This window comes from Sphingomonas sp. ACRSK (genome assembly GCF_022346685.1).
Classification (GTDB): Bacteria; Pseudomonadota; Alphaproteobacteria; order Sphingomonadales; family Sphingomonadaceae; genus Sphingomonas; species Sphingomonas molluscorum.
Genome location: NZ_JAKRNR010000001.1, coordinates 128,805 through 142,485 on the forward strand (window position 1 = coordinate 128,805; position 13,681 = coordinate 142,485).

The 13,681-nt window shown below is 69.7% G+C and carries 10 protein-coding genes; 6 read left to right on the plus strand and 4 right to left on the minus strand.

The annotated features are described in order from the left end of the window. Positions 1-104: 104 nt before the first annotated feature. Positions 105-1,286, minus strand: coding sequence for a phosphoserine transaminase (locus tag MHZ35_RS00670; RefSeq protein ID WP_239433926.1), 1,182 nt, complete (start codon positions 1,284-1,286; stop codon positions 105-107). Between the two features lie 186 nt (positions 1,287-1,472). On the opposite strand from MHZ35_RS00670, the gene MHZ35_RS00675 reads away from it, so the two are divergent. Then, complete coding sequence (locus MHZ35_RS00675; RefSeq protein ID WP_239433927.1) at positions 1,473-2,162, plus strand: extensin family protein; 690 nt, start codon at positions 1,473-1,475, stop codon at positions 2,160-2,162. Between the two features lie 84 nt (positions 2,163-2,246). Beyond that, positions 2,247-3,125 (plus strand): LOG family protein, encoded by an 879-nt coding sequence (locus tag MHZ35_RS00680; protein ID WP_125962107.1) that lies wholly within the window; start codon positions 2,247-2,249, stop codon positions 3,123-3,125. Positions 3,126-3,246: 121 nt separating this feature from the next. Here the strand turns inward: MHZ35_RS00680 and MHZ35_RS00685 are convergent, their stop codons facing one another. Next, positions 3,247-3,408, minus strand: a complete 162-nt coding sequence (locus MHZ35_RS00685; RefSeq protein WP_239433928.1) for a DUF1674 domain-containing protein — start codon at positions 3,406-3,408, stop codon at positions 3,247-3,249. A 109-nt stretch (positions 3,409-3,517) separates the two neighbouring features. Here MHZ35_RS00685 and MHZ35_RS00690 point away from each other — a divergent pair, with 109 nt between their 5' ends. The 4 genes from MHZ35_RS00690 (at position 3,518) to purH (ending at position 9,046) form a co-directional block, all read left to right on the plus strand. Continuing rightward, entirely contained in the window at positions 3,518-4,783 is a 1,266-nt protein-coding gene (locus MHZ35_RS00690; protein ID WP_239433929.1) for an RsmB/NOP family class I SAM-dependent RNA methyltransferase, read from the plus strand. 210 nt (positions 4,784-4,993) lie between these two features. After that, positions 4,994-5,656, plus strand: a complete 663-nt coding sequence (gene rpe / locus MHZ35_RS00695) for a ribulose-phosphate 3-epimerase (protein ID WP_239433930.1) — start codon at positions 4,994-4,996, stop codon at positions 5,654-5,656. Continuing rightward, complete coding sequence (locus tag MHZ35_RS00700; protein WP_239433931.1) at positions 5,653-7,404, plus strand: heparinase II/III family protein; 1,752 nt, start codon at positions 5,653-5,655, stop codon at positions 7,402-7,404. The genes rpe and MHZ35_RS00700 overlap by 4 nt, the downstream gene beginning before the upstream one ends. A 55-nt stretch (positions 7,405-7,459) precedes the next feature. Then, entirely contained in the window at positions 7,460-9,046 is a 1,587-nt protein-coding gene (gene purH / locus MHZ35_RS00705) for a bifunctional phosphoribosylaminoimidazolecarboxamide formyltransferase/IMP cyclohydrolase (protein ID WP_239433932.1), read from the plus strand. A gap of 114 nt (positions 9,047-9,160) precedes the next feature. Here the strand turns inward: purH and MHZ35_RS00710 are convergent, their stop codons facing one another. Beyond that, positions 9,161-10,693 (minus strand): lipopolysaccharide biosynthesis protein, encoded by a 1,533-nt coding sequence (locus tag MHZ35_RS00710; RefSeq protein ID WP_239433933.1) that lies wholly within the window; start codon positions 10,691-10,693, stop codon positions 9,161-9,163. A gap of 148 nt (positions 10,694-10,841) precedes the next feature. Beyond that, the gene (gene polA / locus MHZ35_RS00715) at positions 10,842-13,610 is read right to left on the minus strand and encodes a DNA polymerase I (RefSeq protein WP_239433934.1); all 2,769 of its coding nucleotides are present in this window, start codon (positions 13,608-13,610) and stop codon (positions 10,842-10,844) included. Positions 13,611-13,681 lie beyond the last annotated feature (71 nt).

The window sequence follows — 13,681 nt, forward strand, 5'->3', positions numbered from 1 at the left end:
TCCTTGGAAAGAAGATGCAGCACTCCTGCAAAGGCAGGAGCCGAGGGTCACGGGCGCAGGCGTTTGCGGCCCTGGGCCCCTGCCTCAAGCAGGGGCACGGGAGATCAGGCGGGCTTGACCTGCTCCCAGGCCCAGTCGAGCCACGGGCCGAGCGCCTCGATGTCGGCGGTGTCGACGGTCGCGCCGCACCAGATGCGCAGGCCCGCCGGGGCGTCGCGATAGCCGGCGATGTCGAACGCCGCGCCCTCCGCCTCCAACAGCGACGCCATCTTCTTGACCATCGCGCCCTGCGCCTCGGCATCCGCATCGGTGACGAGCTTCAGGCAGACGCTGGTGTTCGAGCGGATCGCCGGGTCGGCCGGCAGGTGGTCCAGCCAGTCGCGCGCCTCGACGATGCGGCCAAGCGCCGTCGCGTTCGCCGTCGAGCGCGCGATCAGGCCGTTCAAGCCACCGGCGTGCTGCGCCCATTCCATCGCAAAGATCGCGTCTTCGACCGCGAGCATCGACGGCGTGTTGATCGTCTCGCCCTTGAAGATGCCCTCGATCAGCTTGCCGCCCTTGGTCATGCGGAAGATCTTCGGGAGCGGCCAGGCCGGGGTGTAGCTTTCCAGCCGCTCGACCGCGCGCGGGCCCAGGATCAGCACGCCATGCGCGCCTTCCCCGCCCAGCACCTTCTGCCACGAGAAGGTGACCACATCGAGCTTGTCCCACGGCAGGTCCATCGCGAACACGGCCGAGGTCGCATCGGCGATCGTCAGGCCGCCGCGGTCGTCGGCGATCCAGTCGCCGTTCGGCACGCGCACGCCCGAGGTGGTGCCGTTCCAGGTGAAGATCACGTCATGCTCGGGGCTGACCTGGGTCAGGTCGACGATCTCGCCATAGGGCGCCTTGAGCACGGTCGGCTCGATCTTGAGCTGCTTGACCGCGTCGGTCACCCAGCCCTCGCCGAAGCTTTCCCAGGCGAGCAGCGTCACCGGCCGCGCACCGAGCAGCGACCACATCGCCATCTCGACGGCGCCCGTGTCGGAGCCGGGAACGATGCCGATGCGGTGAGTGTCGGGGACCTGGAGGAGTTCGCGGGTCAGGTCGATCGCGCGCTGCAGCCGCGCCTTGCCGAGCTTCGAGCGGTGCGAGCGGCCGAGGACCTCGGTAGCGAGCTTCTCGGGCGACCAGCCCGGGGGCTTGGCGCAGGGACCAGAGGAGAAATGGGGGCGTGCCGGCTTGGTGGCGGGCTTCGCGGGTGCGGCAGGCGCACCGGTGGCGGGAACCGAAATCGTATCCGTCAAAATAGTCTCTCCTCACAGAGAGCACGCGCTGCGTTGGGACAGCGTGGCCCGCCGACGGCCCTAACGGCGTGGCGGAGCATGTCAACGCGTTACGCGAATTGGGTAGCTCGGAAAGGCGGCAGGACGAGGCACCTGCGCCTTCGACCGGGTGGCGCTGGAGTCGCCACCTCCGCTACACCCCTGCCCATGCACTTGGTTTCGCGTCGCTTCTTCACCCTGCTGCTGCCCTTTCTACTGACGGCCTGCATTTTCGGCGGGGGGCGGGAGGAGCGGCGTCCGGCGCCGCGGCCACGCGGCAGCGGTCCGGTGACGCTGACCGGCCAGACTCCGCCCGGCACGCAGCAATGCTTCGCCGACCTGTCGCGCGCCGGCGTCCGGTTCAGCCCGCTGCCCGACCGCGACTATGGCGGGGGTTGCCTGGTGCTGGGCGCCGTGCAGCTCATCGACTTCGGCACGCCCACCGCGGGCCTGAAGGCGATCCGCTGTCCCACCGCGCGCGCCTTTGTCGGCTGGGTCCAGTACGGCGTCGGCCCCGCCGCCCGCCAGATCCTGGGCAGCGACGTGGTGCGGATCGAAAGCTATGGCAGCTACGTGTGCCGCGGCATCGTCGGACAGGGCGCTGCCGGATCGGCCAAGCTGTCGCAGCACGGCCTCGCCAACGCGATCGACATCGGCGGCTTCGTGCTCGCCGACGGGCGCCGAATCAGCATCGAACAGGGCTGGCGCTCCGGCGACCCGGCGGTGCAGCAGTTCCTGCAGGTGGTGCACCGCTCCGCCTGCCGCCGCTTCAAGACGGTGCTCGGGCCGGACTACAACGCCGCCCACTACAACCACCTTCATTTCGACATGGGCGGACGCGGAGATTTCTGCCGCTAGCTTGCGTGCGCGCCCAGCCGCTCTAGATTGGTCCGCTTTCGCCAAGCGCGCGCCCCGCCCGCCTTGGCTGTTGCAGGAAGTGTCATGACCGATACCCGAGTTCCGTCGCGCGTATTTCGCGACGCCAAGCACGAGGCCGAAAGCGCCCGCACCCAGATCTCGACGCCGCAGACGGAGCATCCGTCCTACCGCCTCGCCTTCCAGGACATGGACTTCCTGCTGCGCGAGGACCTGCGCCCGGTCCGCTTCCAGCTGGAGCTGCTGAAGCCCGAGCTGGTGTTCGACGCGGCGAACATCGCCTCCACCTTCGTGATCTACGGCTCCGCCCGCATTCCCGAGCCGAGCAAGGCCGGTGCGCTCCTGGAACTCGCGCAGGACGATCGCGCCAAGCGCATCGCCGAGCGGCTGATCGCCAAGTCAAAATATTATGACGTCGCCCGCGAGCTCGCCGGCCTCGCCAGCAACTTCCCGCAGTCGGAAGACGGCAAGCGTCACTTCGTGGTGTGCTCGGGCGGTGGCCCCTCGATCATGGAAGCCGCGAACCGAGGTGCGAGCGAGGCGGGCGCCGAGTCGGTCGGCCTCAACATCGTGCTGCCGCACGAACAGGCGCCGAACCCCTATGTCACGCCCTCGCTGTCGATGCAGTTCCACTATTTCGCGCTGCGCAAGATGCACTTCCTGCTGCGTGCGCGGGCGGTGGCGGTGTTCCCAGGCGGCTTCGGCACCTTCGACGAGAGCTTCGAGCTGCTGACGCTGATCCAGACGGGCAAGGTCGAGCCGATCCCCGTGCTCTTCTACGGCCGCGAATTCTGGGAGCGCGTCGTCAACCTGGAGGCGCTGTGCGACGAGGGCGTGATCTCGCCGCGCGACCTGGACCTCATCACCTTCTGCGAGACCGCCGAGGAAGGCTGGAAGGCGGTCGAGGAATTCTACCGCGCTCGCGGCGACGAACTGCCGAAGTAAGGCGGCTCGCGTTCACCCCGTGCTCCTGCGAAAGCAGGAGCCCAGGGCCACGAGGTGCATCGCGCGGTACTCTGGGCTCCTGCCTTCGCAGGAGCACGGGAGTTTCGAGCGGTGCGGAGCCCTAGAAATCCACCGCCACGCCCTTCAGCTCCCAATCGCCGTAGCGCACCGGGTTGCTGCCCAGCGGATCGGCGGCCGGCGGCACGACCGGTTCCGGCGTCGGCACCGGCGGACTCTTGGAAAGATGCTCGGGTGGCTTCACGTGGGGCGGTCGCTGGCCCATGGGACTCTCCGATAATGATGCAGCCCCCACATCGGCGGCGAAAGGCTTGGGATCAAGTGAAGCACAGCAACCACGGCATGCGGCAGCGGCCGCACGGACGGCATCGCTGATGGCGCGGCCCCAGCTCGCCCCCGAACCGCCCGGCGTCCCCGCCCGACGCGCCGCCCTTCGCCTGCTCGACGCCGTGTTGCGTCGCGGCCTCGCCCTGGAAGCGGCACTCGACCGCGCCACCACCGGGCTCGACCGCCGCGAGGACCGCGGCCTGGTCCACGCGATCGTCAGCGAGGCGCTGCGCCGGCTGCCCGACCTCGACGCGCTGATCGACTCGGCAACCGCGCGGCCGCTGCCGGAGGATGCCAAGGCACGCTTTGCGCTCCGCATCGCGCTCGTCCAGGCGCTCGCGCTCGGCACGCCGCCGCACGCCGCGATCGCAACCGTGCTGCCGCTGGTCGACGGCGGCCCGCGCAAGCTGGTCCATGGCGTGTTCGGCACGCTGATGCGCCGGAACGCGACGCTGCCTGAAATTCCCGAGCTCCCCGCCGCCGCCTGGCTGCGCTGGCAGGCGGCCTGGGGCGAGGACGTGGCGGAAGCCGCGCGCGTCGCCATCGCCTCCCCGCCGCCGATCGACCTCAGCCTGCGCGGCGACACCACGGCCGTTGAGGGTATGTCGCTGCTGCCGCGTCACCGCCGCGTGCCTGCCTTCGCGACCGTCCCTGAACTTCCCGGCTTTGCCGAAGGCGAATGGTGGGTGCAGGATCTCGCCGCCTCGCTGCCCGCGCGGCTGCTGGGCGACGGCCCCGGCACCGCGCTCGACCTGTGCGCGGCGCCGGGCGGCAAGACGCTGCAGCTCGCCGCCGCCGGCTGGGACGTGACCGCGCTCGACGTCTCGGAGAAGCGGCTCGCCCGCCTGTCCGAGAATCTCGAGCGCACCGGATTGTCCGCGAAGGTGGTCGCCGCCGACGCGCTCAAATGGAAACCGAGGGAGGCGGTCGACGCGCTGCTGCTCGACGCGCCGTGCAGTGCCACCGGCATCTTCCGCCGGCACCCGGACGTGCTCCATCGCGTGCGACCGGCGGTGATCGCCGAGGCCGCCGAACTGCAGGCCCGCCTGCTCGCCCGTGCCGCCGAATGGGTGAAGCCCGGCGGCCGGCTGGTCTACGCCACCTGCTCGCTGGAGCGCGAGGAGGGCGAGGCGCAGGTCGAGCGCTTCCTTGCCGAGCATGCCGACTACCGCCTGGTGCCGGCCGCGCCCGAACTGCTGCCGGAGGGCATCGCGCCCGATCCGAAGGGCTGGGTGCGCACGTTGCCGGGGATGCTCGCCGAGCAGGGCGGTCTCGACGGCTTCTTCATCGCGCGGCTCGATCGGGTGGGTTGAAACCCTTCCCGTTTGTTTCGAGGAGCCGTCGAGCTTGTCGAGACGGCGTCTCGAGAAACCGGCCGCGGCTCTCTCGACATGGGCTCTCGACAAGCTCGATCCCTGCTCGAGACAAACGGTGAGGGGAGCGACAGCCCGCCCTCGGAAATCGCCGACCGCTCCCGACACCCGGTTGCGGCAGGGGTGTGCCATGCTAGAGGTCGGCCGATCATGAGCAGACCCGTCCGCATTGCCCCCTCGATCCTGTCCGCCGACTTCGCCCGCCTGGGCGAGGAGGTGCGTGCGATCGACGCGGCCGGTGCCGACTGGATCCATGTGGACGTGATGGACGGGCATTTCGTGCCCAACCTCACCATCGGCCCGATGGTGGTGAAGGCGCTGCGCCAGCACAGCGCCAAGCCGTTCGACGTCCACCTGATGATCGCGCCCGCCGATCCGCTGCTCCAGCCCTTTGCCGAGGCCGGCGCGGACATCATTTCCGTTCATCCCGAGGCGGGGCCCCACCTCCACCGCTCACTCCAGGCGATCAAGGCGCTCGGCAAGCGTGCGGGCGTGGTGCTGAACCCGGCCACCCCGGTGGAGTCGATCGATCATGTGCTCGACCTCGTCGACCTCATCATGGTGATGAGCGTGAACCCGGGCTTCGGCGGGCAGAAGTTCATCACGAGTCAGCTCGCCAAGATCGCGGCGTTGCGCCAGCGCATCGATGCCAGCGGCCGCGACATCGACCTGGAGGTCGACGGCGGCATCGACCGCACCTCCGCGCCGCTTGCGGTGGAAGCAGGCGCCAACGTGCTCGTCGCCGGCACCGCCACCTTCGCCGGCGGCCCTGCCGCCTATGCCGACAACATCCGGGCTCTGAGAGGCGCGTGACGGATCCGCTTCCCGAAACCACCGGGCCCGACGGGATCGAAGCGGGCAAGCGGCTCATCCGCCAGAGCGGCGGCAAGGGGCTGTCGCTGGCCGAACGACTATCGGAACGGCTTGAGCGGCTGACCTGGCGCACCCCGTTCCACGCGCTGCGCCTGCGCGGCAAGCATCCGCTCAAGCTGATTGCGGTTGCCGACGATCCCTTCTTCGGTGATCTGGAGCGTGGCTATGCACTGCTCGACGGCATGATGCTGTTCCGGGGTGAAGCCGTCCCGATCAACGCGCTGTCGCTGTCGCGCCCGACTTTTTCGGCGCCGTTCGCCGACTATCTCCACAGCTTCGCCTGGCTGCGCGACCTCTCCAGCGTCGCGACCCGCGCCACCGCCGCACCGATCGCCGAGGCGATCATGCGCCACTGGCTCGCCGCGCACGAGACCAAGGTATCCAATCCCGCCTGGCGCGCCGACCTTTGGGGCCGCCGCCTGCTGTTCTGGACCGCGCACGCGCCGCTGATCCTGTCGAGCACCGACCTCGTCTATCGCTCCAAGGTGCTGCACGCACTCGCGCGCGGCGCCCGCCACCTCGACAACACCGCTGCCAAGGTCGCAGCCGGCGTGCCGCGCGTCGCCGCCTGGTGCGGCGTGGTCGCCGCCGGCCTGATGATCCCGGGCGGTGATCCGCGCCGCGTGTTCGGAGAGGCCGGGCTCGCCCGCGCGCTCGCGGCGGCGGTGTTCGAGGACGGCGGCTCGCTCGGCCGCTCGCCCGCCGACCAGCTCGACCTGATCCAGCTGCTCACCATGCTGCGCGAAACCTATGCCGCGCGGCGCATGGAGGCACCCGACGTGCTGGGAGACACCCTCACCCGGCTGGTGTCGGCGCTGCTGGGCGTCTGCCACTCCGATGGCGGTCTCGGCAGCTGGCAGGGATCGGCCCCGATCTCGGGCGAGCGCATCGAGCAGATCGTCGAGGCGACCGGCGTGCGCACGCGGCCGCTGCGCCAGGCCCGCGACTGGGGATACCAGCGGCTCTCCGCAGGCAAGACCGTGGTGGTGCTCGATGCCGCGCCGCCCCCTGCAAACCGGCAGGCAACCGGCGGCTGCGCCTCCACCCTGGCTTTCGAACTGTCGGACGCCGGCCAGCGCATCGTCGTCAACTGCGGCGGCGCCAATGGCGCGCTGCTGACGCTGCCGCCGACGCTCGCGCCGGCCCTGCGCACCACCGCCGCGCACTCGACGCTGGTGCTCGGCGACTCCAACTCCACCGCCATCCACGCCGATGGCGCCCTCGGGCGCGGCGTGGGCGAGGTCGAGCTCAGCCGCCAGGAAACCGACGAACTCAGCCGTGTCGAGGCGAGCCACGACGGCTATGTCCGCCGCCTGGGCCTGATCCACCGCCGCCTCATCACCCTCTCCACCGACGGCCGCGATCTGGTGGGCGAGGATACGCTGCTCCCCGCCTCCACGCGCGGCGGCAGCAGCGGCAAGCAGGGCGATGTGGGCTTCACCGTCCGCTTCCACCTCGGGCTCGGCGTAGAGGTCGCGACTACCGCCGACGGCCTTGCCGCCTTTCTCCGCCTGCCCGACGGTCGCTCAGTGTGGCAGTTCCGCTGCCGCGGCGCCGCGCTCGCCGTCGAGGACAGCCTGTGGATCGATGGCGAGGGTGTTCCGCATGGCACGCAGCAGCTGGTGCTGACGGGCATCGCGCCCCCCGGCGGCGCCGGCATCGGCTGGCGCTTCCACCGCGCACGATAGGCCGAGCACCGCTCAGCCCTTGCCTCCCCCGCGAATCGGAGCAAAGGAGCCGGCCATGAACGTCACCGTCACGCGCGCGCTGCTCTCGGTCTCCGACAAGAGCGGCATCCTCGACCTCGCCCGGGCGCTCGACCGCCATGGCGTGGAACTGGTCTCCACCGGCGGCACCGCCAAGGCGATCCGCGAGGCGGGGCTTCCCGTCCGCGACATCTCCGACCTCACGGGCTTCCCGGAGATGATGGACGGCCGGGTGAAGACGCTGCACCCGGTGGTGCACGGCGGACTGCTCGCGGTGCGCGACAATCCCGAGCATGTCGCCTCCATGACCGAGCACGGCATCGGCTCGATCGACCTGGTGGTGGTCAACCTCTATCCCTTCGCGCAGACGGTGGCCAAGGGCGCCGACCGCGACGAGATCATCGAGAACATCGACATCGGCGGCCCCTCGATGGTGCGCTCGGCCGCGAAGAACCATTCCCACGTCGCGATCGTCACCGATCCCGCCGACTATGCGGCACTGGTCGAGGAACTCGACGCCAACGCCGGCGCGACCAGCCTCGACACCCGCCGCCGCTTCGCCGCCAAGGCCTATGCCGCCACCGCCGCCTATGACTCGGCGATCGCCGGCTGGTTCGCGAGCGTCGACCAGGGCGAGACGCTGCCCCAGACGCTGCCGCTCGCCTTCACCCGCGCCGACACGCTGCGCTATGGCGAGAACCCGCACCAGACCGCGGCGCTCTACCTGCCCAACACCGGCGCGACCCGCGGCATCGCCCAGGGCCAGCAGCTCCAGGGCAAGGAGCTCAGCTACAACAACTACAACGACGCCGACGCCGCGCTTGAGCTCGTCTCCGAGTTCCGCGACGGCCCGCCGACCGTCGTCATCGTCAAGCACGCCAACCCCTGCGGCGTCGCCACCGGCGACACCCTGCTGGAGGCCTATCAGGCGGCCCTCGCCTGCGACAGCGTGTCGGCGTTCGGCGGCATCATCGCACTTAACCGCCCGCTGGACGGCGAGACGGCGCGCGCGATCAGCGGCATCTTCACCGAAGTGGTGTGCGCGCCCGACGCCGACGAGGAAGCGCGCGCGATCTTCGCCGCCAAAAAGAACCTGCGCCTCATCGTCACGGGCGAGCTGCCCGATCCGGCGCGCGGCGGCCTTGCGATCAAGTCGATCGCCGGCGGCCTCCTGGTCCAATCGCGCGACAACGGCCTGCTGGCGCCGGAAGAGCTCAAGGTCGTCACCAAGCGCGCACCGACCGAGCAGGAGCTCGCCGACTGCCGCTTCGCCTGGACCGTCGCCAAGCACGTCAAGTCGAACGCGATCGTCTATGCCAAGGACGGCAGCACCGCAGGCGTCGGCGCCGGGCAGATGAATCGCCTGGAATCCGCGCGCATCGCCGCGTGGAAGGCCAAGGATGCCGCCGACAAGGCCGGCTGGGCAGAGCCGCGCACGATCGGCTCTGCGGTCGCCTCCGACGCCTTCTTCCCCTTCGCCGACGGGCTGATGGCCGCGGTCGAGGCGGGCGCCACTGCGGTGATCCAGCCGGGCGGCTCGATCCGCGACGCAGAGGTGATCGCCGCCGCCGACGAGGCGGGCCTCGCGATGGTCTTCACCGGCATGCGCCACTTCCGCCACTGAGGCGCTGCACCACCAGCGAAACGAAAGGGGCGCCCGCGAGCGCCCCTTTTTTTTGTGTCCATCACCCCGAAAGCTTCCCGCGCCATCCGCGGAAGGACCGCGGGACAGACGCGCCTAGCTCTTGTGCTTCTCGGTCGGGATGGTCGCCGTCATCGGCGCCTTGTGGAACAGCGCGCGATCGGCGGGGCCGAACGCCCAGCGCCACAGCACGAAGCCGTAGGTGAGCAGGATCGCCGGGATGCCGAACAGCATCTCCGCCCACTCCAGACGCGGCGGCAGCAGCATGATGACCGAGCCCACCGCGCATGCCGCGGCGATCGCCAGCACGAACGGCCGGCGGATCTCCGCCACCCGATAGCCGAGGATGCGCGCCAGCAGCCGCGACTTCAGCCACGAGCCGCAGGCGAGCGACACCGCGAGCGCCACCGCCGGCCCCGCCGCTTGCCACGGCTGCGGAAAGCCCAGCCAGCGCATCAGCAGCACCAGCGCGAAGCTCAGCAACACCTGGAAGGTCAGGAGGCCGATCGAGAGCATCAGGTTGCGGTGGCGCGCCACGTATACGAGCGCCGCTTCGGATACCGCGCCGGTCGCGGCGAGCACCTCCGCCACCAGCAGGAAGGACAGCGCCCCCGCACCGCTCACGAACTGCGGCCCGACGATGCCCATCACGCCTTCGGCGGGGATCGATCCCGCGAGCGCCAGCGCCGCCTGTGCGGCCATGATCCAGAAGCCGACCTGCAGCACCTGGCGCGCGACCGCGGCCTTGTCGCCCTCGGCCAAGCTCTTGGTGATGACCGGCCCGAGCACCGGATCGAAGCTGGTCTTGAGCTTCTGCGGCAGCGAGGAGACCTGCTGCGCCATGTAATAGATGCCGACGATCGCCGGGGGGAATAGCACGCCCAGGATGAAGCGGTCGACATTGCGCGACCCCCATTCGAGCGCATCGGCGCCGGCCAGCGGCATGTTGCGCCGCGCGAGCGCCAGCATCGGCCGCAACTGGGGCGTCCAGCCCTTGGGAAGGCCATAGCTGCGAATGAAAGGCACGAGCGAGGCCACCAGCGCCGCGGCCATCGACAGCACATAGGACAGGATCAGCCCGTCGCGCGTGGAGACATAGGACAGCGCCCATGCCGCGATGGAGATCGTCCAGGGCTCCACCACCGCCCGCGCCGTCACCGCCGCCTTGACGTTCAGCCGATAGGCAAGCGCCGCCAGGCTCACGTCGGACCAGGCGATGGCGAACACGATCAGCGGCAGCAGCCGTTCGAATCCCAGGATCTGGCTGTTGGGATACATAATCTGCGGAAAGACGAAGAGCACCGCGCTCGCCGCCACCGAGACCACGAACGCGACGACCATCGCATCCCACACGACATGCACGTGCGGCCGATCGGTGGAGGACAGCGCCTGGGCCAGCCCGCGCTTAAGGCCCAGCGTCGCCAGCAGCGCCGCCAATTCCACGACCAGCACGGCGAGCGCAAAGCGCCCCACCGTCTCCGGGCCATAGACGCGGCCGGCGATGAACAGGAACGGCAAGCGCGCGAGCAGGCGCAGGACGAAGCCGAACACATTGGTCCGGCCGCCCTTGGCGAGTGCCGCGATGTCATCGTCGGGGGAGGAAGTCGTAAGGCCGTCTGCGCGGTTCATCCGCGCCCCATAAGCAAGCCGGGCTGCACGCATAAGCCCTTGATGCAAAATGCGCGCACGCTGCGGCTTTCGGGTGACGGTAGGCTCGGGCGGTGCGCGCCGCCACCCGCCGCCCTGCCGTCATCTGCGGCAGGACGGCAGCCCCGGATCAGTGCGCCGCGCCCCAGCTTGGGCCGACGCCGATCTCGACCGCGAGCGGCACGGTGAGGATGACCGCCGGCTCGGCGGCCGTGGCCATGACGCGCTCGATCACGGCGCGCGCCGCCTCCGCATCGGCCTCGGGCAGTTCGAACACCAGTTCGTCGTGCACCTGCATCAGCATGCGCACGTTCGGCAGCCCCGCCTCGGCGAGCGCCGGCTCCATCCGTGCCATCGCCCGCTTGATGATGTCGGCGCTCGTCCCCTGGATCGGCGCGTTGATCGCCGCCCGCTCCGAACCCGCACGCTCGGCCTGATTCTTGGACTTGATGCGCGGGAAATGCGTCTTGCGCCCGAACAGCGTGGTCGTGAAGCCGCGTTCCTTCACGCCCTCCAGCGTCTCGGCGATGTAGCGGTTGATGCCGGGGAAGCGCTCGAAATAGCGGTCGATCATCGACTGCGCCTCGTCTGCCGACACGTCCAACCGGCCGGCCAGGCCCCAGCGCGAGATGCCGTAGAGGATCGCGAAGTTGATCGTCTTGGCGCGCGCGCGGGTGTCGCGGTTGACCTCGCCGAACAGCTCGGTCGCGGTCAGCGAGTGGATGTCGTCGCCGCGTTCGAACGCCTCCCGCAGCTGCGGCACGTCGGCGATGTGCGCCGCCAGCCGCAGCTCGATCTGCGAATAGTCGGCCGCCAGGATGACGTTGCCCGGCTCCGCCACGAATGCGTCGCGGATCTGGCGTCCGGTTTCGGTGCGGATCGGGATGTTCTGGAGGTTCGGGTCGGTCGAGGACAGCCGCCCCGTCTGCGCGCCCGTCAGCGAGTAGCTGGTATGGACCCGCCCGGTCGCGGGGTTGATCTGCGCCTGCAACGCATCGGTATAGGTGTTCTTGAGCTTGGTCAGCTGCCGCCACTCGAGCACCTTGCCCGCGATCTTGGCGCCCTGCGGCTGGTCCTTGTCGGCGGCCAGCCGCTCCATCTCGTTGACGTCGGTCGAATAGACCCCCGACTTGCCCTTGCGCCCGCCCTTCAGGCCAAGGCGGTCGAACAGCACGTCGCCCAGCTGCTTGGGGCTGCCAATGGTGAACGGACCGCCGGCCAGCGCGTGGATCTGGGTCTCCAGCCCCGCGATCTGGCTGGAGAACTCCTCCGACAGCTTGGCCAGCGCCCCCGCGTCGACCTTGACCCCGCGACACTCCATGTCGGCCAGCACCTGAACCAGCGGCCGGTCGACCATCTCGTACACGCGCGTCGCCGACTCATACGGCAGCCGCGGCTTGAACCGCCGCCACAGCCTAAGCGTCACGTCGGCGTCCTCGGCCGCGTAGCGCGTGGCGGACTTGAGGTCGATCTCGTGGAAGCCGCGCTGATTCTTGCCGGTACCGACCACCTCCTTGTACGCGATGCAGCTGTGCGACAGATGGGTCGCCGCCAGCTCGTCCATGCCATGGCCATGCCGCCCGGCGTCCAGGTCGAAGCTCATGACGATGGTGTCATCGTACGGCGCGACGCGGATGCCGCCCTCGCCGCAGCGGGCGAGCACGATCATGTCGTACTTGAGGTTGTGGCCGATCTTGAGGACGGTCGGATCCTCCAGCAGCGGCTTGAGCCTGGCGAGCGTCACCGCGCGGTCGAGCTGCTCGGGCACCTCGGCCAGCAGATCCTGTCCGCCGTGGCCGAGCGGAATGTAGCACGCGAGGTTGGGGTGCAGCGCCAGGCTGATCCCCACCAGCTCCGCGCGGGTCGCGTCCAGCCCGGTCGTCTCGGTGTCGATCGCGACCCAGCCCTGGTGGCGCGCCACCTGGATCCAGCGGTCGAGCGCGTCCTCGTCCACCACCGTCTCGTACGCGTCGTGATCGCACGGCGCGTCCGCATCGTCGTCGACCGGCGCGACCGGTGCTTCCGCGGGCGGATCGGCTACCGCCGACAGGCGGTTGAGCAGCGTGCGGAAGCCGTGATGCTCCAAAAACGCGCGCAGCGGCGCGTCCGGGATGCCCTGCAGCTCCAGCCCGTCGAGCGGCTCCGGCAGCGGCACGTCGCAGGCGAGCGTCACCAGCTTGCGCGACAGGCGCGCCGCCTCGGCATGCTCGACCAGATTGTCGCGCATCTTCGACTTCTTCATCGAATCGGTCGCCGCGAGCACCGATTCGACGTCGCCATATTCGGTGATGAGCTCGGCCGCGCGCTTGGGGCCGATGCCCGGCACGCCAGGCACGTTGTCGACACTGTCACCCATCAGGGCCAGCACCTCGCCCAGCTGGGAAGGCGGCACGCCGAACTTCTCCACCACATGGCTGGCATCCAGGCGGCGGTTGTTCATGGTGTCGAGCATGTCGAGACCCGGCTCGATCAGCTGCATCAGGTCCTTGTCGGAACTGACGATCGTCACCTGCCACCCTTGCGCCAGCGCCGCCTTGGCATAGCTGGCGATCAGGTCGTCGGCTTCCCAGCCCTCTTCCTCGATGCACGGCAGCGAAAAGGCGCGCGTCGCGTCGCGGATCATCGGGAACTGCGGCTTCAGGTCCTCCGGCGGCGGCGGCCGGTGGGCCTTGTACTGGTCGTACATTTCATTGCGGAAGGTGCTCGACGACTTGTCGAGGATCACCGCCATGTGGGTCGGCCCCTCCGCCTTGTGGAGCTCGTCCGCCAGCTTCCACAGCATGGTGGTATAGCCATAGACGGCCCCTACCGGCTCGCCATGCTTGTTGGTGAGCGGCGGCAGCCGGTGATAGGCGCGGAAGATGTAGCCGGAGCCGTCGACGAGGTAGAGATGGGGCATGGCCGCCGAGATAGCAGCGCGGCCGGCCGGTTACGAGGGGGGCATGGCGGCCGGCGGGGCGCACCCCGGGC

Coding starts and splice junctions, on each gene's coding strand:
- MHZ35_RS00690 (WP_239433929.1), top strand. CDS start 3,518: ATGGCGCGGCCCCAGCTCGCCCCCGAACCGCCCGGCGTCCCCGCCCGA.
- MHZ35_RS00685 (WP_239433928.1), bottom strand. CDS start 3,408: ATGGGCCAGCGACCGCCCCACGTGAAGCCACCCGAGCATCTTTCCAAG.
- rpe (WP_239433930.1), top strand. CDS start 4,994: ATGAGCAGACCCGTCCGCATTGCCCCCTCGATCCTGTCCGCCGACTTC.
- MHZ35_RS00680 (WP_125962107.1), top strand. CDS start 2,247: ATGACCGATACCCGAGTTCCGTCGCGCGTATTTCGCGACGCCAAGCAC.
- purH (WP_239433932.1), top strand. CDS start 7,460: ATGAACGTCACCGTCACGCGCGCGCTGCTCTCGGTCTCCGACAAGAGC.
- polA (WP_239433934.1), bottom strand. CDS start 13,610: ATGCCCCATCTCTACCTCGTCGACGGCTCCGGCTACATCTTCCGCGCC.
- MHZ35_RS00675 (WP_239433927.1), top strand. CDS start 1,473: ATGCACTTGGTTTCGCGTCGCTTCTTCACCCTGCTGCTGCCCTTTCTA.
- MHZ35_RS00710 (WP_239433933.1), bottom strand. CDS start 10,693: ATGAACCGCGCAGACGGCCTTACGACTTCCTCCCCCGACGATGACATC.